Consider the following 22,557-nt stretch of genomic DNA (forward strand, 5'->3'; position numbering starts at 1 on the left):
GTCACAGCTCCTTCGCGGGCACGCGCAGCACACGGGCGCGGAACTCGGTGTAGATGTCGGGGTGTTCGGCCTTGAGCCGGTCCATGTCCAGCGCCTCGACGAGCGTCGTCAGCTCGGCGGCCAGCTCCGGGTACGCCTTCCGGAACCGCGACGGCGCGAAGTTGCCGTTCTGCTTCCACGACCAGGCCACGGACTTGCCGACCTTCGCGACCTCGGACTCCCCGTTGAGGAGGCGCATTTCGTTCTCGACCGTGGTCAGCGCGGTCTCCAGGGCCTCGATCTGTGCCCGGAGGCGCAGCCGCTCCGCGCGCAGCTCCTCGGCACGGTCGCGGTCGACTTCCACGATGTCCTCGGGCTTGGCCGTCCACAGGCGGCCCAGCAGATCCTTCGTGGCCTCCAGGCCGTCCGCCGGGGGCGGGAACCCGTCCACGACGTGCCGCTGGTACCAGCCGCCGCAGGTCTCCGTCAGGTAGCCGATCAGCTCCTCGTCGCGCTCCAGCCGGTGGTAACGCAGCCGGTTACCGCCGATGAGCGCGGCCACCCACGCGTAGTCCCAGCCGCCCACGGCCATGTACCAATGCGCCTGGATCGCGGGGGAGTCGGGGACGCCGTCCTCCCAGTCGTCGGCCTGGTACTCCGACCTGTTCTTGCACTCGACCGGGGCCACCACGGCGCCGCCCTCGTCCAAGGCGTAGCGGTCGACGTTGGCGAGCATCCACGCGTGCTCGGTGTGGACGAGGGTGCCGGGCGGGGTGCTGATCGCGATGCCGGACCGGCGGGAGAAGGACCGGGCGATGACGTCCTCCAGCTCCCGGCCGAACTCCATCGCCTCGTTGTCGCCCTCCACGTCCCGGCCGTGCTTGGCCTCGTAGACGTGCCTGGGCCCCCTGTACTTGTCCAGGCCGAGGATCGCGGCCACGTCGGACCCACCGATCCCGGACCGGCGGACCTGGTGCCACTCCTCCTCGGTAGCGGAGGAGGGGAGCAGCAGGCGCGCGGTCGGCGCGTCGGTCCGGGGCGGGATGGGAGCCGCGGCCGGGGTCGCCGCGTCGAACAGCGGGATCGTGTCGATGGTCGTCGTCACAGCAGGTCCTTACTGACGGCGCGGACGCGAGCGGTGACCTTGCAGGGCTCGCAGCGGCAGCGGTCGGGGTGGTGGAGGGCGCGGAGGCGGCGGGCGCCGGCCATGGCCTCGATCTCGGCGGCGAGGGCGACCGGGTCGGCCGCCGTCCAGGCCGCCGTGGCGCGGTTGTTCAGGCCCCGCGCGGTGACGTCGCTGACGACCTCGCCGACCAGCCGCTGGAACCGCTCGGGCTCCTCGGAGGAGGCGACGCGCAGGAACGCGACGTGCGTAACGGCGGTGAGGCTGCTCACTGGGCACCCCCGCTGTGCAGGAGGTGAGCGGCGGCCTTCGCGGACAGGTGCCCCCGGCGGGCGCGCATCTCCGTACGGATCAGCTCGGCCTCATCGGTCATGCCGTGCTCGACCAGGAGGTTCGCGGCCTGGGCGGCGTGCATCCCGCGCCGCTCCTTCGCGGCGGCCAGGACGAGACCGGCCGCGCTGTCCGGTGTCGGCGGCTCGACCTCCGGCACCGGGGCGGGCAGCTCCAGCAGCGCCGTGGTCGGCACCGGCCGCAGCCGGGACTCGCGCAGGACGTCCGCGTACAGGTCCAGGTGACCGCACGGGTTGGACCACGCGTCGGCGTAGTAGTGCTCACCGTCCTCGGTGATCCGGCTGGTCTTGACGGTGTCCCAGCCACGGGGCCCGCCGCACTGCGGGCAGCGGGCGGCCACGGTCACCGTGACGATGCCGACCCCGGAGTACCCGGGCCCCTCGCCACGGTTGGTGACCCGGACCGTCATGGTCTCCGGGAGCGCGGGCACCGGCTCGTCGCCGGCGACCCAGCGCACCCACAAAGCCCACCCGTTGGCGTGCTGGGCGGCGTACGCCTCGAACTCCCCGGCGGGCTCGTACGCCTTGAATCCCTGTGCGGACGGCACGCGGACGGCGGCCTTCGTCGCGGACTCCCGGGCCGGGTACAGGGCGGCAGCCACCCACACACCCCGCTGCGCGCGCGCAGCGGCAGCGGCACCGGCGTGGTCGGGCTTAGAGCGGTAGATGCTGCGGGACTTCACGCCTGCTCACCCCGCTGACGGGGGACGGACACGCGGCCGGTGAGACCGGGCGGGATGGCGAGGTCCGCGCAGTGCGGGCAGTCGCCGTCCTCGTGCGGGGTGCTCTCCGGGTCGACGTCGGCGAGGGCCGGGGCGGTCTCCGTACGCGACAGGAGCACGCTCACCGGGACGGCCATCCCGCAGGCGAGCATCAGGGCCAGAACGACGTTGCTCACTTGCCCACCTGCCCGTCCTGCGCGGGGCGCGGGCGGCCGATCACGGCGAGCTGTCGGCGGGTCTTCGCGCCGGACGGGTGCCGGAGCGGGGCGCAGTGGGCGCAGTTACGGGGGTCGTGTGAGGCGCTAGGGTGCTGCTTCACGGTTCCTCGATTCGCTTCGTGGTTGAGGTACCGGCGGCGCTGGGGGCGGCGATCAAGGCCCGGCATGGCCCGTCGTCCCCGGTGGCGTCGCCGTTGTTCAGGCGCTGCGCTGCTGGACCGGAGCGGTCTCGATCAGCGGGCGTACGGCGGTCATCGCGCTGATCTCGCGGATGTCCAGGCCGGTGAAGGACACCCGGGCCCCGCCGTCGTTGAACGGGATCTCGCGGGCGTACGCCTTCCGCCGGAGCTGGAGCGCGGACCACGGCAGGAACCGGGCCGCCTCCTCCGGGGTGTAGTGGAAGACCGCGCCCTCGTCGGTGCCGGGGTACGGCACCTCCCGCTCGGGCGCCGGCCTCTTCTTCGGCCCCTGGGCCGGAATGTCGACGGTCCCCTCGGGGGCCGCTTCCTTGGTCGACATGACTTCTCCTCGGGTGATGTCGTCCACCGGCACGTCAAGCGCTTCCGCGAGGCGGTGGATCAGGTCATCGCCAGCCCCGGCCTTGTTGTTCTCGATCCGGGAGAGCTGACTGGCCGACGTACCGGCCATGTCCGCCAGAGCGCGCAGGCTCAGAGACTGGACCTGCCGCAACGCCTTGATTGCCGTGCCGTTCGGTGTCACGTTCAGACACTAGACATGTGATCAACGTGCTTGCAAGACGTATGGGGTACTTCTGAGTGCAGTCTCTGAACATTCACCCGTCTGGTGGTCTATGCCAGATGCACACTTTTCAGACATGTTCTGCAACGCGTGCGCCCATTTGCGCTGGCTGCGCGCCCTTGCCGTTGCACGTGCGTGCGGCATCATGGGGGCCATGACCAGAGACTGGCGCCGGTTGGGCGAGGCGCTAAAGGCCGCTCGCGCAGAACGCGGCATGGAGCAGCAAGACGTCGCCGAGGCCATCGGCGTGAAGCGTGGCGCGCTCCACAACATCGAGAAAGGCGCGATTGCCCGGGTGACCCCCACGGTTCTCGCGTACGCCCGCCTTGTCGGCTGGACCGACCCGTCCGTGGAAGCTGTCCTGTGCGGGGGCGACCCTGTCCTCCGCGAGGACGAGGAAGCGAACCCGGCCCGGACGGAAACGGCACCCGAGGCGCCGGCCTCGGACCTGTCCGTGCTCGTTCAGCAGTCGCTCAGAGAGGGCCCGCTGCTGGACGCGCGGGTGGCGGAGGTGCGTACGCCGTCCGGCAAGGTGCGCGCAACGATCGTGATCCGCGGCGAGGACGGGGCGACGGACGAGGAACTGCTCGCCGCGCTCCGGTCGCTGCGGATCGATGTGACCACCGAGGAGTAGGCGCTTTCCTCGAACGGGTGGACGGATTGGTGCACTTACGAGTGCATATCAGTCACTTGTCACAGACTTTTTACACCTGTTTCACATTGGCGGGTTAAATACCGTGAACGGGTGACGGATGCACCGATTCCCGTTCGGGAGTTCGTATGGCCATACAGCCATGCCGTCGTGCGCGCCGCGTTTCAGGAGCCCCTGGGGGGGTCGTCGCCTGGGTCGATCACGACCACAGCGACAACATCCTTTGCCTGAACGCAGACCACTTCACGGCTCAAGAGGAAGAGGCGATCACCGCACTCCTGGCGGAGGGGAGATACACAACCCGCCAGGTGCTGGACGCCTTCGTGTCTCATGCAGAGGGAGGGTGAGGGGCGTGGCGTACGCCGAGAAGCGAACGGCCCGGGGGAAGACCTATTACCGGGCCTGCTACCAGCGGCCAGACCGCAAGGCACAGGGCGTAGTCGTGGACGCGGACGGTCGAGCCGTCCGGTACCCGACGAAGACCACCGCGCAGAAGGCCGCCGACAAGGCCGAGGTAGAAGCGTTCGAGGCCGCGAAGGCCGGCCGCTACGTGCCACCGGAGCAGGAGGCAGCCGCCCGGCGCGTCACCTTCGGGGAGTTCGCGAAGGAGTGGCTGGAGGGCCAGAGCCTCGCCGACTCCACGATGCAGAACTACCCGCGCTCCCTGGCCCACTTACTGCCGACCTTCGGCGACAAGGCGATCCAGGACATCACCACGGCGATGGTGGACACCTGGGAGAAGGAGCAGCGCAAGCAGTTCGCCGTCAGCAGCGTGCGCACCTACCGCTCCCTCCTCCACCTCATCCTGGCCGATGCCGTGGACGCCGACCTCGCCCCGAAGAACGTCGCGGAGCGCCGTCGAGGACGAGGCCGGCGACACGGGCGCGGCCGGAGCCGCGGCCCGGAGAAAGCCATCACGTCCATGACCGGCTCCCTCCTCATCGCGGAGCGCGCCTCCCTGCTGTCCGGCCGCGACGACGAGTTCGTGGCCCACGTGCTCAAGACGTACACCGGCAAGCGCTGGGGGGAACTGGTCGGCCTGGAGACCCAGTACGCCCGCCCGGACTCCCGCGCGTTCCGCGTCGAGTGGCAGCTCTACGAACTGGACACCGGGGAATTCACCCGCTGCCCGCCGAAGGACGACAGTTACCGCACGATCGACTCCCCGGGGTGGCTGTCCCGCCTCGTCGGGGAGCACGTCACCCGCACCCAGCCGCAGCCCTGCGCCTGCCACGGGCTCACGTACGTGTTCAGCGGCCGGGGCCAGGGCGGCACGAGGCAGGCAGGGCCCACCCTCCGTGAGGTCGCTACGCTCGCCGGGGTGTCCACCGGCACGGTGTCCAACGTGCTCAACCGCCCGGACACCGTCCGGCAGGCGACACGCGAGCGGGTGGAAAAGGCGATCGCGGAGGTGGGGTTCGTCCGGCAGACGGGCCCCGCCCGGGAGGCCGCGCACTGGCGGCGCTCCGGCCACGCACAGTGGATCTTCACCCCGGCCGCCACCGGCTGGTACCCGAGGAAGGCGCCGGCCGAGGCGCACCCCGTGCCGGTCACCGGCGGCCCCTTCCCTGGCGTCCCTGTGCGCGGCCGTGGCGCCTCCGCACGGGCAGAGGCGTGCTGGATGCCGATCAAGGACCGGCTGACCCGCCACGGGCTCCGCCACGGGCACCGCACGCTCATGGAGGAGCTGGGCACCCCGAAGGTGCTCATGGACGAGCGGATGGGTCACGAGGACGGATCGGTCGGCGCCCGGTACACCCACGTGACGGACACCATGCGCGCGCTCCTCATGGAGCAGCTCACCGAGGTCTGGCACGAGTCGCTGGACGACCGCCTGGCCCTCGCCCCCCGCTCCCCGGTGCCGGTCCTGGACCGCTTGTTGCAGGAGCGCGCCGCCGAGCGGTGACACCCCGTTTCAAGATCACACCCAGTTGACACCCAGACACCCAGATACAACGCAGTCAGGGCCGGTCTCCCCGAGGGGAAACCGGCCCTGACCTGCTGTTACGAAGTCGGGGTGGCGGGATTTGAACCCACGACCTCTTCGTCCCGAACGAAGCGCGCTGCCAAGCTGCGCTACACCCCGATCGTCGCCTTGCAGCACTTGCTGTCCTGGCGACATCGATTACTTTAGCGGACCTCTCGCCGGAGACGAAATCCGGTTATCGCGGAGCGGTCGCGCAGGCGCTACACCTGCGGCGTCAGCGTCAGGAGGGTCGCCTCCGGCGGACACGCGAAGCGGACCGGGGTGAAGCGGTTGGTGCCGCAGCCGGCCGACACGTGGAGGTACGCCCGCCGACCCGCCGCCTCGTGCGTGGACAGGCCCTTCACCCGCTTGGTGTCGAGGTCGCAGTTGGTGACGAGCGCCCCGTAGAAGGGGATGCACAGCTGCCCGCCGTGGGTGTGCCCCGCGAGGATCAGCGGGTACCGGTCGGCGGTGAAGGACTCCAGGACGCGCAGGTACGGGGCGTGCACCACGGCCATCGAGAAGTCCGCGTCCTTCTCCGGGCCGCCGGCGACCATCTCGTAGCGGTCCCGCTTGATGTGCGGGTCGTCGAGCCCGGTGAAGGCCAGCTCCAGGCCTTCCAGCTTCAGCCGCCCCCGGGTGTTGGTGAGGTTCAGCCAGCCCGCCGCGTCGAAGGCGTCCCGCATCTCCTCCCAGGGGTTGTGGACGGCGCCGACGACGGGCTTGTTGCCGTTCAGCCCGTGCCGGCCCTGGGCCTTCTCCAGCAGGTAGCGCCCGGGGTTGCGCAGCCGCGGCCCGTAGTAGTCGTTCGACCCGAAGACGTACACGCCCGGGAAGGACATCAGGGGGCCCAGCGCGTCGAGCACCTCGGGGATGCCCTCGGTGTCGGAGAGGTTGTCGCCCGTGTTGACGACGAAGTCGGGGCGCAGGCCGGCCAGGGACTGCAGCCAGGCGCGTTTCTTGCGCTGCCCGCCCACCATGTGGATGTCGGACACCTGGAGTACGCGCAGCGGACGCATCCCCCGGGGAAGGACCGGCACCGTGACCCGGCGCAGGCGGAAGGACCTCGCCTCGAAACCGGCGGCATAGGCCACACCCGCGGCCCCCACCGCAGCGATTCCGGCAGCCGCTTTCAGGGGTACTCCGTAACGCGCACGCATGGCCCCATCGTCTCAGACGCGGAAAACCAGTGAGCGCCACTGCCCCCGCACCTGGCAGACTCACATCCATGACCACGCTCAAGGCCAAGCTCCAGGAAGACCTCACGACCGCCATCAAGGCACGTGACGAGCTGCACTCGTCCACGCTGCGCCTGACCCTCTCCGCCATCACCAAGGAGGAGGTCGCCGGCAAGGAGGCACGTGTGCTCTCCGACGAGGAAGTCCTCAAGGTGATCGCCAAGGAGGCGAAGAAGCGCCGCGAGGCGGCGGAGGCCTTCGCCCAGGGCGGCCGTGCCGAGCAGGCCGCGCGGGAGACCGCGGAGGGCGAGTTCCTCGACACGTACCTGCCCAAGCAGCTCACCGACGACGAGCTCGTCGCGATCGTGGCGCAGGCGGTCGAGGAGGCCAAGGCCGCGGGTGCCGAGGGGCCGCGGGCCATGGGCGCCGTCATGAAGATCGTGAACCCGAAGGTCGCCGGGCTGGCGGAGGGCGGGCGTGTCGCCGCCGTCGTCAAGCAGCAGCTCTCGTAGGGCCGGGAACAGATCCGGGAAGTGACGGGGGAGGGCCCCAGCCGGAACCGGCTGGGGCCCTCCCCCGTGTGGTGCGCCGACCGTTACTGGTCGTCGGGGCCGCCGATCAGGCCGCCCGGGTCGATCGTGACCCCGGGGAAGGGGGGTTGCGGACTGACACCGCCCGTTGCCCCGCCCGTGGCGCCCCCGGTGGCTCCGGCGGTCTGACCGCCGGGCCGCCCGCCGGGCTTTCCGTCGCCGCCCGGCTTGCCGGGCCTGGTCGGGGTGGTGGTGGGCGGCTTGTTGCCGCGGGAGCCGCCGGACGGAACGTTCGATTCCGGGATGCTGACCGTGACGAAGCGCAGGGCCTCACGACCGTCCAGCGCGCCCGTGACCGCGTCCTTCCAGATCGGGCCGGGCAGACCGCCGCCGAAGACCTTCAGGTAGGGCTTGCCGCCGATCACGATGTTCTCCATCGTGACCTTCTTGGCCCCGCCCGAGCCGACCCACACCGCGCCGGAGATGTTCGGGGTGTAGCCCACGAACCAGGCGTTGTAGCGGTTGTCCGTCGTACCCGTCTTGCCCGCGCTGTCGCGGTCGGTCAGACCGGCCCGCTCACCGGTGCCGGAGTCGATCACTCCGCCCAGCAGGGTGTTGATGGTGTCGGCGGTCGTCTCCGACATCGCCCGCTCGCACTTGCTCTTCGGCACCGAGAGGGCCTTGTTGTGCGCGTCGGTGATCGACTCGATGGCGACGGGGGTGCAGTAGACGCCGCGGTTGGCGAAGGTCGCGTACGCGTTGGCCATCGTCAGCGGGGACATCTCCTCCGAGCCGAGCGCGATGGCCGGGCCGTCGGCCAGCTTCGCCCCGCTCGCCGGGACCACGCCGAGCTTCTGCGCCATCTCCGACACCGGGCACAGGCCGATCTCGGAGATCATTTCGACGAAGTAGGTGTTGATCGACTTCTCCATCGCCGTCCGCAGCGCGTAGGGGCCGATCTCGTCCTCGGTCTCGTTCTCCGCCGATTCCTTGCTGACGTTGACGTACTGGGACCCGTCGCAGCGGGAGATCCCGCTCGGGTAGTCCATCTTGTTCGGCGCCGGGTAGACCTTCGTCGGCGGCAGGCCCCGCTCCAGCGCGGCGGCCGCGATGAAGGGCTTGAAGGTCGAGCCGACCTGGAAGCCGAAGTTCGAGCCGCCCATCCGCTTGTCCACGGAGTAGTTGATCTGCGTCTCGTTCTTCCCGAAGCCGTACGGCTTGGACTGACCCATCGCCAGCACCCGTCCGGTGCCCGGCTGGACCATGGTCACGGCCGTCGCGATCGCGTCGTCCTGGTAGACGTGGTCCTTGATCGACTCGTTGGCCGCGTCCTGCGACTGCGGGTCCAGGGTCGTGCGGACGGTCAGGCCGCCCTGGTTCCAGACCTTCGCCCGCTCCTCGCGCGTCTTGCCGAAGGCGGCGTCGGTCAGGAAGGTGTTGCGCACGTAGTCGCAGAAGAAGCCCGCGCCCTTGACCGCGGTGATGCAGCCGTTCTTCGGCCTGGTCACCTTCAGGGTGACCGGCTTCGCCTTGGCCGCGTCCGCCTCCGCCTGCGAGACGTCCTTGGTGTCGGCCATCCGCTGCAGGACGATGTTGCGGCGCTTCGTCGCCTCCTGGGTGTCGTTCACCGGGTCGTACCGGCTCGGCGACTGCACGACGCCGGCCAGCAGCGCGGACTCCTCCAGGGCCAGGTCCTTGGCCGGCTTGCTGAAGTAGCGCTGGGCCGCGGATTCGATTCCGTACGCCTGCTGGCCGAAGTACGTGATGTTGAGGTAGTTCTCGAGGATCTTCTTCTTCCCGAGTTCCTCCTCGACCTGGATCGCGTACTTCAGCTCGCGGATCTTGCGGCCGAGGCTCTTCTCCTGGGCCTCGCGCACCTTGGTCTCGTCGTCGCCGGCCTCTTCGACGAACACGTTCTTCACGTACTGCTGGGTGAGCGTGGAGGCGCCCTGTGCGGCGCCGCCCTCCTGCGCGTTGCGGTTGACCGCGCGCAGGATGCCCTTGAGGTCGACGGCTCCGTGTTCGTAGAAACGGGAGTCCTCGATGGCGACGATCGCCTTCTGCATGTACGGGGAGATCGCCGTGAGCGGGACCACTTGCCGGTCGCGCGAATAGACGGTGGCGATCAAGCCACCCTCGGCGTCCAGAATCGTGGTCCGCTGGCTCAGTGGCGGAGTCTTGAGATTGGCCGGGATCTCATCGAATCCCTCGACCGTGCCCTTGGCTGCCAGCCCCAGGGCGCCTGCAGCCGGAATCGCCATGCCGGCCAGCACAACTCCGGAGAGAACGGACACCCCGAGGAACTTGGCGGCCTGCTGGCTCCCCGTGAGCCCGCCGCCCGAGCGCTTCTTTCCCATAGGGGGCAGCCTACGTTCTGATTCGCCGGACACGCGCGAATGCCTTGGCCTAAGCTGTCCCCAACTGTCACAGCAGTGCGGTGCGACATCAACCCCTCGGCTTGATTTTCACCCTTCCCGAATGGGGTGGACGTATGTCCGAATCTCGCCCCTCTGCTGAAGCTGATCCGCCGATTCCACCCGAATTGCCGGAATGGCCGGGCATGTCGCCGGATCACTCCGTCGGGTGATCTGCCGCTTACCCATAGTCCGTTCGGACCATTCAAGATTGGGCCCGTCGGGGGTGTTGCACTGTGCCCGCCTTCCGTAACGTCCTCAACTGGCAGCGGTGAATATGCCGCTACCGCCGTGGGGGAGCCTCGATTCGGGAGAGGACGGCGCCGGGATGGGCTGGGTTACCGACTGGAGTGCGCAGGCAGCCTGCCGCACTACCGATCCGGATGAACTGTTCGTTCAAGGAGCGGCACAGAACAGGGCCAAGGCGGTGTGCACCGGATGTCCGGTGCGGACCGAATGCCTGGCCGATGCGCTCGACAATCGCGTCGAGTTCGGCGTGTGGGGCGGAATGACCGAGCGGGAACGACGTGCGCTGCTGCGCCGGCGTCCCACCGTCACCTCGTGGCGACGGCTGCTCGAAACCGCCCGTACGGAGTACGAGCGCAGTACGGGCATCCTCACCATGGATGCAGACACGGAGATCGACGTTCCGTACGAGACTTACGCGGCAGCCGGGTAGACCACGCGGACGCCACGACGTACGAACGCCTACGCTCCGGCCGGAACCCCGGCCGCGAGTCGCTCTCCGATGGCCCGTAGCCCGGCGAGGTCGTGCACATCGCCGGGCAGGGCGGCCACTTCGGCCACCGCCACCTCGGGGTGCAGTGAGGTGAAGCGATCGCGTGTGCGCTGCTCACGCGCGATCACCTGCATCCGTTCGGCATGCAGGCGCAGCAGTCCTGCCGTGATCCGGTCGACGACCGCGGTATCGCCTTCGGTGCCGGGGGAGCCTGTCTCGGGAGGGTTCGCGGTCTTTGCGGTCCGTGCCGTCTCTGCTGTCGGCGCGGTCGCCGTTTGTGCGGTCGCCGTCCGTGTGGTCCCGGCCGTCTCGGTCGGTCCTGCGGCCGGGTCACGAAGTCCAGCTTTCCCGGACTCCTGATCGACAATGCCGCCTTCTTCAAGATTCTCTGCGGCGGCCAACGCCCGTTCGGCGGACAGCTGGTCGGCGCCGCTGCCGTGCACCCGGTTCAGTACCAGCCCGGCCAGCGGCATGCTCTCCGCGGCCAGCCGCTCCACGAAATACGCCGCCTCGCGCAGGGCGTCCGCTTCGGGCGCCGCCACCACCAGGAAGGCCGTGCCGGGAGCCTGGAGCAGCCGGAAGGTCGCGTCGGCGCGCGTGCGGAAGCCGCCGAACATCGTGTCCATCGCGGCCACGAAGGTCTGCACGTCCTTCAGCAGCGAGGCCCCCATCAGCTTGCTGAGGGTGCCGGTCATCATCGACATGCCGACATTGAGGAACTTCATCCCCGCCCGGCCGCCCACCTTCGCCGGAGCCATGAGCACCCGGATGAACTTCCCGTCCAGGAAGGACCCGAGGCGCTTGGGCGCGTCCAGGAAGTCCAGCGCGGACCGGCTCGGCGGGGTGTCCACGATGATGAGGTCCCAGTCGTCCCTGGCCCGCAGCTGTCCCAGCTTCTCCATCGCCATGTACTCCTGCGTGCCCGCGAAGCCGGCCGACAGCGACTGGTAGAAGGGGTTGGCGAGGATGGCCCGGGCCCGCTCGCCGTCTGCGTGCGCCTCGACGATCTCGTCGAAGGTCCGCTTCATGTCCAGCATCATGGCGTGCAGTTCACCGCCGTCGGCGCCCACGCCCGCGACCTTGCGCGGGGTGTTGTCCAGCGAGTCGATGCCCATCGACTGCGCGAGCCGGCGCGCCGGGTCGATGGTGAGCACGACCGCCTTCCGCCCGCGCCCGGCCGCCCGTACGCCCAGCGCCGCGGCCGTGGTGGTCTTGCCGACCCCGCCCGCCCCGCAGCACACGACGATCCGGGTCTCCGGGTCGTCCAGCAGCCGGTCGACCGCCAGCCGCGGCGGAGTGTCCAGTCCCACGGTGTCCACCCCCTCGCTCATTCGGCCACCGTCTGCTTCCGCAGTTCCTTGGCCAGCTCGTACAACCCGGCCAGATCCACCCCGGCGCCGAGCAGGGGCAGTTCGTACGTCGGCAGGTCCAGCCCCGCCAGTACGGTGCGCTGCGCGCGCTCCAGCTCCACCCGGCTCGCGTGCTCGGCGGCCTGCGTGAGCAGCGGGTCCACCAGCCGCTCGGCCAGCCCGCCGCGGCGCGCGCCGCCGAGGCCCGCCCGGGACAACGCCCTGGCCACCTCGGCGCGGTGGTCGCCGGCCGCGGTGCGCAGGGTGTCCTCGTCAACATGGTGCGGCCGCACCATGTTGACGACGACCCGGCCGACGGGCAGCCCGGCCTCGCGCAGTTCCTCGATGCCGTCGGCGGTCTCCTGGACGGGCATCTCCTCCAGGAGGGTGACCAGGTGGACGGACGTCTCGGGGGACTTGAGCACCTTCATGACGGCCTGCGCCTGGTTGTGGATCGGCCCGAACCGGGCCAGGCCCGCCACCTCGTCGTTGACGTTCAGGAACCGGGTGATCCGCCCGGTCGGCGGCGCGTCCATGATCACGTGGTCGTAGACGTACCGGCCGGCCTTGTCCTTGCGCCGCACCGCCTCGCACGCCTTGCCGGTCAGCAGGACGTCACGCAGTCCCGGGGCGATGGTCGTCGCGAAGTCGATCGCGCCGAGCTTCTTGAGCGCGCGGCCGGCCGAGCCGAGCTTGTAGAACATCTGGAGGTAGTCCAGCAACGCCCGTTCGGCGTCGATGGCGAGCGCGAAGACCTCACCGCCCCCGCCGGGCGCGACGGCGATCTTCCGCTCCTCGTACGGGAGCGCCTCGGCACCGAAGAGCTGCGCGAGCCCCTGCCTGCCCTCGACCTCCACCAGAAGAGTCCGCTTGCCCTCGCGTGCGAGGGCAAGCGCGAGTGCCGCGGCGACCGTGGTCTTGCCGGTGCCGCCCTTGCCGCTGACCACCTGGAGCCTGCTCACAGCGTCCGAGCCTAACCACTCGTCTCCCGGAACATGCATGAGCCTCCCCCCGGACTCGGCCCGGGGGGAGGCTCGGCACCACAGGCACTACCCTCGCTCCCATGACCAAGAAGTTCGAATACGCGACGGTCCCGCTGCTGGTTCACGCCACCAAGCAGATCCTGGACACCTGGGGCGAGGACGGCTGGGAGCTCGTCCAGGTCGTGCCCGGCCCGAACAACCCCGAGCAGCTCGTGGCCTACCTCAAGCGGGAGAAGGCATGAGCGGGCTTGTCGAGGCGAAGCTGGCCGACCTCGGCCTGACCCTGCCCGAGGTCGTCCCGCCGCTGGCCACGTACCAGCCGGCCGTCCGCTCGGGCGTGTACGTCTACACCGCGGGCCAGCTCCCGATGGTGAAGGGCAACCTGCCGGTCACCGGCAAGGTCGGTGCGGAGGTCTCGCCGGAGCAGGCCAAGGAGCTTGCCGCCACGTGCGCGCTGAACGCCCTGGCCGCCGTGAAGTCGGTCGTCGGCGACCTCGACAAGATCGCGCGTGTCGTGAAGGTCGTCGGCTTCATCGCCTCGGCCCCCGACTTCACGGCCCAGCCGGGTGTGCTCAACGGTGCGAGTGAGCTCCTGGGCGCCGTCCTCGGCGACAAGGGCGTCCACGCCCGCAGCGCGGTTGGCGTGGCGGTCCTGCCGCTGGACGCCCCGGTCGAGATCGAGATCCAGGTCGAACTGGTCCCCGGAGCCTGACCCCTCCCGGGAGGGGGCCACGAGCCCGGCCCCGGCCGCCCCGCGCGGCGGCGGCCGGGCTCTGCCGAATCCAGCCCCTCCGGCGTTCGAGGAGTGGGGGTCCCCCCGGACGAAGTCTGGGGGAGGGTACGGGGCGGAGCCCCGGGTCTTCGAGGCCGGGCGCAGACCTGCCGAGCCGCCGGCCGCGGCAGGGGACCCTCGAACATCGGGCCGGATGGCCGTAGCATCCGGCCATGCCGAATGGTCAGCATGGTCAGCAGCAGCCCCCCGCCGGAGGCCAGTGGTACCCGCCGGAGTGGCCCGACCGCATCCGCGCGCTCGCGGACGGCTCCCTCGTCCCGGTGCCACCGCGACGCGCCGCCACCGTGATGCTCCTGCGCGACACCCCCGCCGGTCCCGCCGTGCACATGCTGCGCAGACGGGCTTCCATGGCCTTCGCCGGGGGCGCGTACGCCTATCCGGGCGGCGGGGTCGATCCCCGCGACGAGGAGCACCAGGTGGGCTGGGCGGGGCCCTCGCAGCAGGACTGGGCCGCCCGGCTCGGTACGGACGCCCGGACCGCCCAGGCCATCGTCTGCGGCGCCGTACGGGAGACCTTCGAGGAGGCGGGTGTCCTGCTCGCCGGGGAGACCCCGGACACCGTCGTCGGTGACACCACGGGTGACGACTGGGAGGCCGACCGGCAGGCCCTGGTCGCCCGCGAGCTGTCCTTCGCGGAGTTCCTCGACCGCCGCGGCCTGCGGCTGCGCTCCGACCTGCTCGGGGCGTGGGCCCGCTGGATCACCCCCGAGTTCGAGCCGCGCCGCTACGACACCTGGTTCTTCGTCGCGGCCCTCCCCGAGGGCCAGCGCACCCGCAACGCCTCCACCGAGGCCGACCGGACCGTCTGGATCCGCCCGGCCGACGCGGCCGCCGGCTACGACAAGGGCGAGCTGCTGATGATGCCGCCGACCATCTCCACCCTGCGCTCCCTGGAGCCGTACGGGAGCGCCGTCGACGCGCTCACCGCGGCCGCCGGCCAGGACCTCACCCCGGTGCTGGCCGAGGCCGTGCTGGAGGACGGCGAGGTGGTGCTCAGCTGGCCGGGCCACGACGAGTTCACCAAGCGGGTCCGCCTCGGCCGTCCGGGAGGCACCGCATGAGCGACGCCGCCGCACTGCCCGGACAGCCCCGCGGAGTGGTCACCTCCGGGCCGGCGACCGCCCGCGCGGTGAACGTCCTGGCCCCCAACGCCTCCGCGATGACCCTGGACGGCACCAACACCTGGCTCCTCTCCGAGCCCGGCTCCGACCTGGCCGTCGTGATCGATCCCGGCCCGCTGGACGAGGTACACCTGCGGGCGGTCATCGCCACCGCCGAGCAGGCCGGCAAGCGGATCGCCCTCACCCTGCTCACCCACGGCCACCCCGACCACGCCGAGGGCGCGGGCCGTTTCGCCGAGCTCACCGGTACCAAGGTCCGCGCCCTGGACCCGGCCCTGCGCCTCGGCGACGAGGGCCTGGCCGCCGGGGAGGTGATCCGGACCGGCGGGCTGGAGCTGCGCGTGGTCCCGACCCCGGGCCACACCAGCGACTCGCTCTGTTTCCACCTGCCCGCCGACCGGGCCGTGCTGACCGGCGACACCATCCTCGGCCGCGGCACCACGGTCGTCGCCCACCCCGACGGCCGCCTCGGCGACTACCTGGACTCCCTGCGCCGCCTGCGCTCGCTCACCGTGGACGACGGGGTGCACACCGTCCTTCCGGGCCACGGGCCGGTCCTGGAGGACGCACAGGGAGCCGTCGAGTACTACCTGGCCCACCGCGCGCACCGGCTCGCCCAGGTCGAGACCGCCGTCGAGAACGGGTTCGTCACCCCCGAGGCGGTCGTGGCCCGGGTCTACGCGGACGTGGACCGCTCCCTGTGGCCGGCGGCGGAATGGTCCGTCCGGGCGCAGCTCGAGTACCTTCAAGATCACGGACTGATCCCTGGAGGGCCCGAATGAACACCGTGTTCCTGCTCGTCATGCTGATCGGCACCGCCGGATGGATCACCTCGGCGGTGTCGCTGCGCGTGAAGAGCCTCCAGCTCAAGGCGGACCTGATGGAGCGCCGCCTGGCCCTCGTGCTGGACCACTTCGGCATAGAGGAGCCGGAGCCGGCCGGCATGGACGAGGTACGCGCCCTGATCGCGGCCGACCGGCAGATCTCGGCGATCAAGGCCTACCGCCAGATCACCGGCGCGGGCCTGGCCGAGGCCAAGCTGGCCGTCGAGGCCCTCGCCGACACCCGGAAGTCCTAGCCCGCGTCCCGCGGGGTCTTCGTGCCGTGCCGGGCCGTGTACTCGTCCGCGAGCCACGGCCCGAGGTCCTCGACGTACGCGCGCAGCACGGCCGGGTCGGCGACCGGATTCAGTGCCAAGACGGCGGCGGCGCGCATCTGGGCCGCGCGCTCCGGGTAGTAGCCGCCGAAGATCTCCGCGGACTCGGCGAGGTCGCTGGTCCAGCCGCCCCACCGCGGCATCACCAGCGTGAACCCGGTGCGGACCAGGTGCCGTGAGAAGAACCGGCACAGCCTCCGGCATTCGTCCTCGGTCGACGCCTCCCGCACCCGCCTGCGCCACCCGGGCAGTACGTCGGCCAGGTCGCCGTTGGTCTCGCGGGCGAGCAGGCTGTCCGGACGGTAGCGCGGCAGGTGCTCGGCCAGGTCCGCGCCGAGCAGCGGCGTGCACAGGCAGGCGAGGAACCAGCCCAGGTCGAATCGTTCCGCCTCGCTCAGCAGGGTGTCCTTGCCGTACAGCAGGATGCCGGCGCCCTCGATCTCCGGGAAGTCCTCGTCGAGCCCGCGCGCCAGCACCTCTGCGGCGTCGCGGTCCTCGTCGGCGGGCTCGTGGTGCAGGGCCAGCAGGAGGTCGAGGTCGGACCGCCCGGGCCGGGCCGTCCCGCGCGGCACGGACCCGTACAGGTACGCGCTGTGCAGCCGCCGGCCGTACGCGTCGCGGAGCCGTCCGCGGGCGGCCGCGACGACGCCGGCGAACTCCCCCTGGACCTGCCCGAGGGAGCCCTCGCGCTCGAAGTACTCGTACGTGTCCAGCCCTCTGTGCCCCATGCCTCCACTGTGCACGGACCAGCCCCGCCGGCGGTCGAGGCGCGGGGCCTTGTCCTGGACATGCGGAAGGGGGCCCCGCCCCTCGGGCAGGACCCCCTCGAACCGCTGGGACCCGGCGTCAGCGCGAGCGCTTCGCCAGGCGCTCCACGTCCAGCAGGATGACCGCACGCGCCTCCAGGCGGAGCCAGCCGCGGCCCGCGAAGTCGGCCAGGGCCTTGTTCACCGTCTCGCGGGAGGCGCCGACGAGCTGTGCGAGCTCCTCCTGCGTGAGGTCGTGCACCACGTGGATGCCCTCCTCCGACTGCACGCCGAAGCGGCGCGACAGGTCGAGGAGCGCCCGCGCCACACGGCCGGGAACGTCGGAGAAGACCAGATCGGACATCTGGTCGTTGGTCTTGCGCAGGCGCCGGGCGACGGCGCGCAGCAGCGCGGTCGCGACCTCGGGCCGGGCGTTGAGCCAGGGCTGGAGGTCGCCGTGGCCGAGGCCGAGCAGCTTGACCTCGGTCAGGGCGGTGGCGGTGGCGGTACGCGGGCCCGGGTCGAAGAGCGACAGCTCGCCGATCAGCTCGCCGGGGCCGAGGACGGCCAGCATGTTCTCGCGGCCGTCGGGGGAGGTGCGGTGCAGCTTCACCTTGCCCTCGGTCACGACATACAGCCGGTCGCCGGGGTCGCCCTCGTGGAACAGGGCGTCACCGCGTGCGAGGGTCACCTCGCCCATGGAGGCGCGGAGCTCCGCGGCCTGCTCGTCATCGAGCGCCGCGAAGAGCGGGGCGCGCCGCAGAACGTCGTCCACGAGTCTCTCTCCTATGTCGACCAGCTCACGGGGACCGTGCTCCCCATTTTGCCGGACGGCTCAAACAGTGCGATCAATCACAAGGATGCCGGACGGACGGGCGTGCTGTGCGGCGAGAGGCCAATCGGAGTGGTGTTACCTGAGGTCCGGGCGGGTGTCAGCGGCCGGCCTTAGGCTGGCCGGGTGTCCAATAAGCCGGTGAGAGCACAGGCCAAGGGGTCCGCAGGAGTGACGGCGCCCCAAAATTCAGCCGTGGGCGAACATGCCCCAGTGAACGCGTCCGCGGGGGCGGCGGCCACCCCTCAGGGCAAAGTTTCGGCCAAGAAATCGAAGGCGGCCAAGCCGGAATCGCGGCTGGCCATGGTGCGCAGGGCGCGGCGCATCAACCGTGAGCTGGCCGAGATCTATCCATACGCCCATCCGGAGCTCGACTTCCGCAATCCCTTCGAACTGCTCGTCGCGACGGTGCTCTCCGCGCAGACGACCGACCTGCGGGTGAACCAGACGACCCCGGCCCTGTTCGCCGCCTACCCGACGCCCGAGGACATGGCCGCGGCCGCTCCCGAGCACCTGGAGGAGCTGATCCGGCCGACCGGGTTCTTCCGGATGAAGGCCAAGTCCCTGCTCGGCCTCTCGCAGGCTCTGCGGGACGACTTCGGCGGGGAGGTGCCGGGCCGGCTCGAAGACCTGGTGACCCTGCCCGGAGTGGGCCGCAAGACCGCGAACGTGGTCCTCGGCAACGCGTTCGGCGTCCCCGGGATCACCGTCGACACCCACTTCGGCCGACTGGTGCGCCGCTGGAAGTGGACCGGGCAGCAGGACCCGGAGAAGGTCGAGGCCGAGATCTGCGCGATCTTCCCGAAGAGCGAGTGGACGATGCTCTCGCACCGCGTCGTCTTCCACGGCCGCCGGATCTGCCACGCGCAGCGGCCGGCCTGCGGGGCCTGCCCGATCGCCCCGCTCTGCCCGGCGTACGGGGAGGGCGAGACGGACCCGGAGAAGGCGGCGAAGCTGCTCAAGTACGAGAAGGGCGGCCAGCCGGGCCAGCGGCTGACCCCGCCCCCGGACTACCCGGGCCTCCCCGCGCTGCCGCTGGGGGGTGCTCCGGCGCCGTCCTGAGCGGTCCCGGGCGGACCTGCAGTGGCGCTGCACCTGAGGAACCAATCGGTACCCGCACTGCGTTTGGCGGTGTGGGAGATCACGGACGGGGATGCCTATGACGCGCGGTAGCGGTAGCGGTACACGGGACGAGACTGCGGCGGGAGCCCGCGAGGGCGACGGCATCGCGCTCAGCACGCACGGCCTGCCCGCCTGGCTCGACCCCGTCGTCGAGGCCGCCCGGAACGTGCAGCCGCGGCAGCTGAGCCGGTTCCTGCCGCCCGAGGACGGCCGCGGGCGGCAGTCCGCCGTGCTCGTCCTCTTCGGGGAGGGCCCCCGCGGCCCCGAGCTGCTCCTCATGGAGCGCGCCGGCACCCTGCGCTCGCACGCGGGGCAGCCGTCCTTCCCCGGTGGTGCGCTGGATCCGGAGGACGGAGATCCGCACACCACCGGCCCGCTCCGCGCCGCGCTGCGCGAGGCCGAGGAGGAAACCGGACTCGATCCTTCCGGCGTCCAGCTCTTCGGTGTGCTGCCCCGGCTCTACATCCCGGTCAGCGAGTTCGTCGTGACCCCGGTCCTCGGCTGGTGGCGCGCCCCCAGCCCGGTCGGCGCCGTGGACCCGGCCGAGACGGCCCGGGTCTTCACGGTCCCCGTGGCAGATCTCACGGATCCCGAACACCGGGTCATGGCCGTCCACCCGGCCGGCCACCAAGGGCCGGGATTCACCGTCGAATCGGCTCTGGTCTGGGGTTTCACCGCCGGAGTGATCGACCGCATCCTGCACTTCGCTGGCTGGGAGCGCCCCTGGGACCGCACGCGCCAGGTCCCGCTCGACTGGCGCGCATGAGACGGTGGCCCACGTGAACGTGCTGGACATCCTGTTGCTGCTCGCCGCCGTGTGGTTCGCGATCGTCGGCTACCGCCAGGGGTTCGTCGTCGGCATCCTGTCGGTGATCGGATTCCTCGGCGGTGGCCTCATCGCCGTGTCCCTGATCCCGCTGGTCTGGGACCGGGTGACGGACAACGGCACCCAGGTGTCCACCACCGTCGTCGTCATCGCCGTCGTCGTGATCATCGTCTGCGCCTCGATCGGCCAGGCCCTGACCACCCACCTCGGCAACCGGGTCCGCCGCCAGATCACCTGGTCACCGGCGCGCGCCCTCGACGCGACCGGCGGCGCCCTGGTCAACGTGGTCGCGATGCTGCTGGTGGCCTGGCTGATCGGACTGCTGCTCGCCGGGACATCCCTGCCCACCCTGGGCAAGGAGGTCCGCAACTCCAAGGTGCTCCTCGGCGTGTCGCGGGTGCTGCCCGACCAGGCGAACACCTGGTTCATGGACTTCAGCTCCACCCTCGCGCGCAACGGCTTCCCGCAGGTGTTCACCCCGTTCTCCAACGAGCCGATCACCGAGGTCAGGGCACCCGATCCGGCGCTCGCGATCAGCCCCGTCGCCGAGCAGGCCAAGCGCTCGATCGTGAAGGTCGTCGGCACCGCGCCCAGCTGCAGCAAGGTGCTGGAGGGCACGGGCTTCGTCTTCGCGCCCGGCAAGGTGATGACCAACGCGCACGTCGTCGGCGGGGTCGGCGAGCCGACCGTCCAGATCGGCGGCGAGGGCAAGCTCTACGACGGCAAGGTCGTGCTCTACGACTGGGAGCGCGACATCGCCGTACTGGACGTGCCCAAGCTGAAGGCGCCGGCGCTGGAGTTCACCGACAAGGACGCGACGAGCGGCAGCGACGCGATCGTCGCCGGCTTCCCGGAGAACGGCGCGTACGACGTCCGCGCCGCCCGCGTCCGCGGCCGGATCAATGCCAACGGACCGGACATCTACCACCGCGGTACTGTCCGACGGGACGTCTACTCGCTGTTCGCGACCGTCCGCCAGGGCAACTCCGGCGGCCCGCTGCTGACCCCCGAAGGCAAGGTGTACGGGGTCGTCTTCGCGAAGTCCCTCGACGACCCGAACACCGGCTACGCGCTGACGGTGGACGAGATCCGCGACGACATCCAGAACGGCAAGGTCGCCGACCGGCGGGTCCACAGCCAGGGGTGCGCCCTCTGAGGCACCGCCCCCGCCGGGCTCCTACGTCCGTGGATGGCGCAGGCGCGCCGAGACCCAGCGGGCCCGGCGGCGCAGGATGCGCGGAATCCCGAGGCGGAGGTCGTGGCCGTGGCGGCCGGCCCTCTCGTGGGTGCTCGGCGTAGCCGCCGAGCGGTGTTTGTGCGCGGTGTCACCGTAGTCGTGCGTCCAGCTCATACTCCGAGCTGTGCCCGTGCCCCAAGGTCGGTAACCCCGTCAGGGGCGGCCAATTGGCCTATGCGCCAGGCAATTGAATGCTCGTAAGACGAGCATGTGAGCGAACTGTCCGACTTTCACAGGGTGGTCGGGTCCGACCGGAGGTCCGACCGGAGGTCCGGACCGAGACCCTGGCGCAGGACCTGAGGGGGGCGGCCGGAGGGCGGCGCGGAGGTCCGGCTCAGCGGTCCGGCTCGGGATCCTTGAGCCAGTTCACCAGCTCCGTCGAGAAGGCCACGGGGTCCTCCTCGTGCGGGAAGTGTCCGAGCCCGTCGAACAGCCGCCACCGGTACGGGGCTTCGACGTACTCCCCGGACCCGGCCGCACTGCGCGTCCGCATCACCGGGTCGAGCGATCCGTGCAGATGCAGTGTCGGCACCCGCAGCGGCCGCTTCATCCGCCGGTTGAACTGCAGCCCGTCGGGCCGCGCCATCGACCGCATCATCCAGCGGTACGGCTCGATCGAGCAGTGCGCGGTGGACGGGATGCACATGGCCCGCCGGTACACGGCGAGGTCCTCCTCCTCGGGCGGCCGCGGCCCCGACCAGTCCCGGATCAGGTCCCCTACGAGGGCCCCGCCGTCGGCGACGAGTTGACGCTCCGGCACGAACGGCCGCTGGAAGCCCCAGATGTGCGAACTGGCCCGCGTCTGCCCGAAGTCCGACAGCATCGCCGAACGCCAGCGGCGCGGGTGCGGCATGGAGGAGACGACGAGCCGGCGCACCAGCTTGGGCCGCATCACGGCCGCCGTCCAGGCGAGGTACCCGCCCAGGTCGTGCCCGACGAGGGCTGCGTCCGGCTCGCCGAGCGACCGTACGACCCCGGTGATGTCGAGGGCCAGATTGGCCGGGTCGTAGCCGCGCGGGGTGCGGTCGCTGCCGCCCACTCCGCGCAGGTCCATCGCGACCGCCCGGTACCCGGCGTCGGCGAGCGCGGTCAGCTGGTGCCGCCAGGTCCACCAGAACTGCGGGAACCCGTGGAGCAGCAGCACCAGCGGCCCGTCGCCGAGTTCGGCGACGTGGAAGCGGGCGCCGTTCGCGGCGACGTCCCGGTGCGTCACCGCCTGCCCGCCGGGGAGGTCGAGCCGTACCGCCGTGGCAGCCGTGGGGGGAATGCTGGAATCCGGGGTGGGCGCTGTCATGAGGACGAGCGTGCCACACCCACAACGTTGTCACTCACCGGCCGCGGGTGCGGCTTGACGGTCCCGACCAGTGCGGCGGTCTGCTTGACGGAGGCGATGGACCTCTCCGGCGGCGTGATCTTCTTGAACTTCCGCACCGCGATCAGCACCAGCACACCCGCGATGAGCAGGAACGCACTGCCGACGATGAGGAAGGACCAGGCGAGCCCGAGCCCGAGGTTGTGGATCCCGTACGCGGCGGCGAAGGTCAGGGCCGGAAGCGAGAAGACCGCGAGCATACCTGCGGCGGCGAGGGAGGCGGAGCCGCTGCCCACGCGCTTGACGTCCTCGCGGATCTCCGCCTTGGCGAGGGCGATCTCGTCGTGAACCAGGGCGGACATCTCGGCGGTGGCCGAGGCGACCAGCTGGCCGAGTGTGCGCTCGGCTCCCTGCGCCTCTTGGTCCACTGCGCTCATCGCTCTCTCCCTC

General features: G+C 70.9%; 27 protein-coding genes and 1 tRNA gene. 12 read left to right on the forward strand and 16 right to left on the reverse strand.

The window, feature by feature from the left end:
- Position 1: 1 nt before the first annotated feature.
- The 6 genes from OG332_RS24370 to OG332_RS24395 all read right to left on the reverse strand — a co-directional run bounded on the left by OG332_RS24370 (position 2) and on the right by OG332_RS24395 (position 3,112).
- Positions 2-1,084: a YqaJ viral recombinase family nuclease gene (locus OG332_RS24370; protein WP_327415477.1), complete on the reverse strand. Its 1,083-nt coding sequence runs from the start codon at positions 1,082-1,084 to the stop codon at positions 2-4.
- Positions 1,081-1,374 (reverse strand): hypothetical protein, encoded by a 294-nt coding sequence (locus OG332_RS24375; protein WP_327415478.1) that lies wholly within the window; start codon positions 1,372-1,374, stop codon positions 1,081-1,083. Before OG332_RS24375 ends, OG332_RS24370 begins: the two co-directional genes overlap by 4 nt.
- The gene (locus tag OG332_RS24380; protein ID WP_327415479.1) at positions 1,371-2,054 is read right to left on the reverse strand and encodes a hypothetical protein; all 684 of its coding nucleotides are present in this window, start codon (positions 2,052-2,054) and stop codon (positions 1,371-1,373) included. The genes OG332_RS24375 and OG332_RS24380 overlap by 4 nt, the downstream gene beginning before the upstream one ends.
- 77 nt (positions 2,055-2,131) lie before the next feature.
- Positions 2,132-2,350, reverse strand: a complete 219-nt coding sequence (locus OG332_RS24385; RefSeq protein ID WP_327415480.1) for a hypothetical protein — start codon at positions 2,348-2,350, stop codon at positions 2,132-2,134.
- Entirely contained in the window at positions 2,347-2,493 is a 147-nt protein-coding gene (locus OG332_RS24390) for a hypothetical protein (RefSeq protein WP_327415481.1), read from the reverse strand. The genes OG332_RS24385 and OG332_RS24390 overlap by 4 nt, the downstream gene beginning before the upstream one ends.
- 97 nt (positions 2,494-2,590) lie before the next feature.
- Positions 2,591-3,112, reverse strand: coding sequence for a helix-turn-helix domain-containing protein (locus tag OG332_RS24395; protein ID WP_327415482.1), 522 nt, complete (start codon positions 3,110-3,112; stop codon positions 2,591-2,593).
- Positions 3,113-3,227: 115 nt separating this feature from the next.
- Here OG332_RS24395 and OG332_RS24400 point away from each other — a divergent pair, with 115 nt between their 5' ends.
- Positions 3,228-3,785 carry a helix-turn-helix transcriptional regulator gene (locus OG332_RS24400; RefSeq protein WP_327415483.1) on the forward strand — a complete coding sequence of 186 codons (558 nt, stop codon included), beginning with the start codon at positions 3,228-3,230 and terminating at the stop codon, positions 3,783-3,785.
- Positions 3,786-4,155: 370 nt separating this feature from the next.
- Positions 4,156-5,709: a LacI family DNA-binding transcriptional regulator gene (locus OG332_RS24405; protein ID WP_327415484.1), complete on the forward strand. Its 1,554-nt coding sequence runs from the start codon at positions 4,156-4,158 to the stop codon at positions 5,707-5,709.
- Positions 5,710-5,815: 106 nt separating this feature from the next.
- Here OG332_RS24405 and OG332_RS24410 read toward each other — a convergent pair.
- Together OG332_RS24410 and OG332_RS24415 are read right to left on the reverse strand one after the other, a co-directional pair.
- Positions 5,816-5,889, reverse strand: a tRNA-Pro gene (locus OG332_RS24410).
- A 101-nt stretch (positions 5,890-5,990) separates the two neighbouring features.
- Positions 5,991-6,929, reverse strand: a complete 939-nt coding sequence (locus tag OG332_RS24415; protein WP_327415485.1) for a metallophosphoesterase — start codon at positions 6,927-6,929, stop codon at positions 5,991-5,993.
- A gap of 68 nt (positions 6,930-6,997) precedes the next feature.
- On the opposite strand from OG332_RS24415, the gene OG332_RS24420 reads away from it, so the two are divergent.
- Positions 6,998-7,459 carry a GatB/YqeY domain-containing protein gene (locus tag OG332_RS24420; RefSeq protein ID WP_319722136.1) on the forward strand — a complete coding sequence of 154 codons (462 nt, stop codon included), beginning with the start codon at positions 6,998-7,000 and terminating at the stop codon, positions 7,457-7,459.
- Between the two features lie 83 nt (positions 7,460-7,542).
- On the opposite strand, the gene OG332_RS24425 is transcribed toward OG332_RS24420, so the two are convergent.
- Positions 7,543-9,834, reverse strand: a complete 2,292-nt coding sequence (locus OG332_RS24425) for a transglycosylase domain-containing protein (RefSeq protein WP_327415486.1) — start codon at positions 9,832-9,834, stop codon at positions 7,543-7,545.
- Positions 9,835-10,219: 385 nt separating this feature from the next.
- Here OG332_RS24425 and OG332_RS24430 point away from each other — a divergent pair, with 385 nt between their 5' ends.
- Positions 10,220-10,570, forward strand: a complete 351-nt coding sequence (locus tag OG332_RS24430) for a WhiB family transcriptional regulator (RefSeq protein ID WP_319722166.1) — start codon at positions 10,220-10,222, stop codon at positions 10,568-10,570.
- 29 nt (positions 10,571-10,599) lie between these two features.
- Here the strand turns inward: OG332_RS24430 and OG332_RS24435 are convergent, their stop codons facing one another.
- On the reverse strand, positions 10,600-11,961 hold the full coding sequence (locus OG332_RS24435) for an ArsA family ATPase (RefSeq protein ID WP_327415487.1): 1,362 nt from the start codon (positions 11,959-11,961) through the stop codon (positions 10,600-10,602).
- Positions 11,958-12,941 (reverse strand): ArsA family ATPase, encoded by a 984-nt coding sequence (locus OG332_RS24440; protein ID WP_327415488.1) that lies wholly within the window; start codon positions 12,939-12,941, stop codon positions 11,958-11,960. Before OG332_RS24440 ends, OG332_RS24435 begins: the two co-directional genes overlap by 4 nt.
- A 101-nt stretch (positions 12,942-13,042) precedes the next feature.
- On the opposite strand from OG332_RS24440, the gene OG332_RS24445 reads away from it, so the two are divergent.
- The 5 genes from OG332_RS24445 (at position 13,043) to OG332_RS24465 (ending at position 15,954) form a co-directional block, all read left to right on the forward strand.
- The gene (locus tag OG332_RS24445; protein ID WP_007264966.1) at positions 13,043-13,204 is read left to right on the forward strand and encodes a DUF4177 domain-containing protein; all 162 of its coding nucleotides are present in this window, start codon (positions 13,043-13,045) and stop codon (positions 13,202-13,204) included.
- A complete protein-coding gene (locus OG332_RS24450; protein WP_327415489.1) occupies positions 13,201-13,674 on the forward strand; it encodes a RidA family protein in 474 nt (157 codons plus the stop codon). Before OG332_RS24445 ends, OG332_RS24450 begins: the two co-directional genes overlap by 4 nt.
- A 233-nt stretch (positions 13,675-13,907) precedes the next feature.
- Complete coding sequence (locus OG332_RS24455) at positions 13,908-14,816, forward strand: NUDIX hydrolase (protein WP_327415490.1); 909 nt, start codon at positions 13,908-13,910, stop codon at positions 14,814-14,816.
- Positions 14,813-15,658, forward strand: a complete 846-nt coding sequence (locus OG332_RS24460; protein ID WP_327415491.1) for an MBL fold metallo-hydrolase — start codon at positions 14,813-14,815, stop codon at positions 15,656-15,658. The genes OG332_RS24455 and OG332_RS24460 overlap by 4 nt, the downstream gene beginning before the upstream one ends.
- Positions 15,655-15,954, forward strand: a complete 300-nt coding sequence (locus OG332_RS24465; protein WP_327415492.1) for a hypothetical protein — start codon at positions 15,655-15,657, stop codon at positions 15,952-15,954. The genes OG332_RS24460 and OG332_RS24465 overlap by 4 nt, the downstream gene beginning before the upstream one ends.
- On the opposite strand, the gene OG332_RS24470 is transcribed toward OG332_RS24465, so the two are convergent.
- On the reverse strand, positions 15,951-16,760 hold the full coding sequence (locus tag OG332_RS24470) for a nucleotidyltransferase domain-containing protein (RefSeq protein ID WP_327415493.1): 810 nt from the start codon (positions 16,758-16,760) through the stop codon (positions 15,951-15,953). The genes OG332_RS24465 and OG332_RS24470 overlap by 4 nt on opposite strands.
- Positions 16,761-16,878: 118 nt before the next feature.
- Positions 16,879-17,553 carry a Crp/Fnr family transcriptional regulator gene (locus OG332_RS24475; RefSeq protein WP_003981529.1) on the reverse strand — a complete coding sequence of 225 codons (675 nt, stop codon included), beginning with the start codon at positions 17,551-17,553 and terminating at the stop codon, positions 16,879-16,881.
- Between the two features lie 252 nt (positions 17,554-17,805).
- Here OG332_RS24475 and nth point away from each other — a divergent pair, with 252 nt between their 5' ends.
- The 3 genes from nth (at position 17,806) to OG332_RS24490 (ending at position 20,714) form a co-directional block, all read left to right on the forward strand.
- The gene (gene nth, locus OG332_RS24480) at positions 17,806-18,672 is read left to right on the forward strand and encodes an endonuclease III (RefSeq protein WP_442816197.1); all 867 of its coding nucleotides are present in this window, start codon (positions 17,806-17,808) and stop codon (positions 18,670-18,672) included.
- A 91-nt stretch (positions 18,673-18,763) separates the two neighbouring features.
- The gene (locus OG332_RS24485) at positions 18,764-19,498 is read left to right on the forward strand and encodes an NUDIX hydrolase (RefSeq protein WP_442816198.1); all 735 of its coding nucleotides are present in this window, start codon (positions 18,764-18,766) and stop codon (positions 19,496-19,498) included.
- Positions 19,499-19,511: 13 nt separating this feature from the next.
- Entirely contained in the window at positions 19,512-20,714 is a 1,203-nt protein-coding gene (locus OG332_RS24490; protein WP_327415496.1) for a MarP family serine protease, read from the forward strand.
- 21 nt (positions 20,715-20,735) lie between these two features.
- Here OG332_RS24490 and OG332_RS24495 read toward each other — a convergent pair whose 3' ends face one another.
- The 3 genes from OG332_RS24495 to OG332_RS24505 form a co-directional block, all read right to left on the reverse strand.
- The gene (locus tag OG332_RS24495; protein WP_327415497.1) at positions 20,736-20,909 is read right to left on the reverse strand and encodes a hypothetical protein; all 174 of its coding nucleotides are present in this window, start codon (positions 20,907-20,909) and stop codon (positions 20,736-20,738) included.
- A 220-nt stretch (positions 20,910-21,129) separates the two neighbouring features.
- Positions 21,130-22,089 (reverse strand): alpha/beta fold hydrolase, encoded by a 960-nt coding sequence (locus tag OG332_RS24500; RefSeq protein ID WP_327415498.1) that lies wholly within the window; start codon positions 22,087-22,089, stop codon positions 21,130-21,132.
- The gene (locus tag OG332_RS24505) at positions 22,086-22,544 is read right to left on the reverse strand and encodes a phage holin family protein (protein WP_327415499.1); all 459 of its coding nucleotides are present in this window, start codon (positions 22,542-22,544) and stop codon (positions 22,086-22,088) included. Before OG332_RS24505 ends, OG332_RS24500 begins: the two co-directional genes overlap by 4 nt.
- Between the last annotated feature and the right edge of the window lie 13 nt (positions 22,545-22,557).

Origin of the sequence: Streptomyces sp. NBC_01233, assembly GCF_035989305.1 — a bacterium.
Lineage (GTDB): Bacteria > Actinomycetota > Actinomycetes > Streptomycetales > Streptomycetaceae > Streptomyces.

What these genes read in the sequence shown, in the direction of transcription:
- OG332_RS24400 (WP_327415483.1), top strand. Translation starts at nt 3,228, where the DNA reads ATGTTCTGCAACGCGTGCGCCCATTTGCGCTGGCTGCGCGCCCTTGCC.
- OG332_RS24415 (WP_327415485.1), bottom strand. Translation starts at nt 6,929, where the DNA reads ATGCGTGCGCGTTACGGAGTACCCCTGAAAGCGGCTGCCGGAATCGCT.
- OG332_RS24420 (WP_319722136.1), top strand. Translation starts at nt 6,998, where the DNA reads ATGACCACGCTCAAGGCCAAGCTCCAGGAAGACCTCACGACCGCCATC.
- OG332_RS24425 (WP_327415486.1), bottom strand. Translation starts at nt 9,834, where the DNA reads ATGGGAAAGAAGCGCTCGGGCGGCGGGCTCACGGGGAGCCAGCAGGCC.
- OG332_RS24430 (WP_319722166.1), top strand. Translation starts at nt 10,220, where the DNA reads ATGGGCTGGGTTACCGACTGGAGTGCGCAGGCAGCCTGCCGCACTACC.
- OG332_RS24435 (WP_327415487.1), bottom strand. Translation starts at nt 11,961, where the DNA reads ATGAGCGAGGGGGTGGACACCGTGGGACTGGACACTCCGCCGCGGCTG.
- OG332_RS24445 (WP_007264966.1), top strand. Translation starts at nt 13,043, where the DNA reads ATGACCAAGAAGTTCGAATACGCGACGGTCCCGCTGCTGGTTCACGCC.
- OG332_RS24450 (WP_327415489.1), top strand. Translation starts at nt 13,201, where the DNA reads ATGAGCGGGCTTGTCGAGGCGAAGCTGGCCGACCTCGGCCTGACCCTG.
- OG332_RS24455 (WP_327415490.1), top strand. Translation starts at nt 13,908, where the DNA reads ATGCCGAATGGTCAGCATGGTCAGCAGCAGCCCCCCGCCGGAGGCCAG.
- OG332_RS24460 (WP_327415491.1), top strand. Translation starts at nt 14,813, where the DNA reads ATGAGCGACGCCGCCGCACTGCCCGGACAGCCCCGCGGAGTGGTCACC.
- OG332_RS24465 (WP_327415492.1), top strand. Translation starts at nt 15,655, where the DNA reads ATGAACACCGTGTTCCTGCTCGTCATGCTGATCGGCACCGCCGGATGG.
- OG332_RS24470 (WP_327415493.1), bottom strand. Translation starts at nt 16,760, where the DNA reads ATGGGGCACAGAGGGCTGGACACGTACGAGTACTTCGAGCGCGAGGGC.
- OG332_RS24485 (WP_442816198.1), top strand. Translation starts at nt 18,764, where the DNA reads ATGCCTATGACGCGCGGTAGCGGTAGCGGTACACGGGACGAGACTGCG.
- OG332_RS24495 (WP_327415497.1), bottom strand. Translation starts at nt 20,909, where the DNA reads ATGAGCTGGACGCACGACTACGGTGACACCGCGCACAAACACCGCTCG.
- OG332_RS24500 (WP_327415498.1), bottom strand. Translation starts at nt 22,089, where the DNA reads ATGACAGCGCCCACCCCGGATTCCAGCATTCCCCCCACGGCTGCCACG.
- OG332_RS24505 (WP_327415499.1), bottom strand. Translation starts at nt 22,544, where the DNA reads ATGAGCGCAGTGGACCAAGAGGCGCAGGGAGCCGAGCGCACACTCGGC.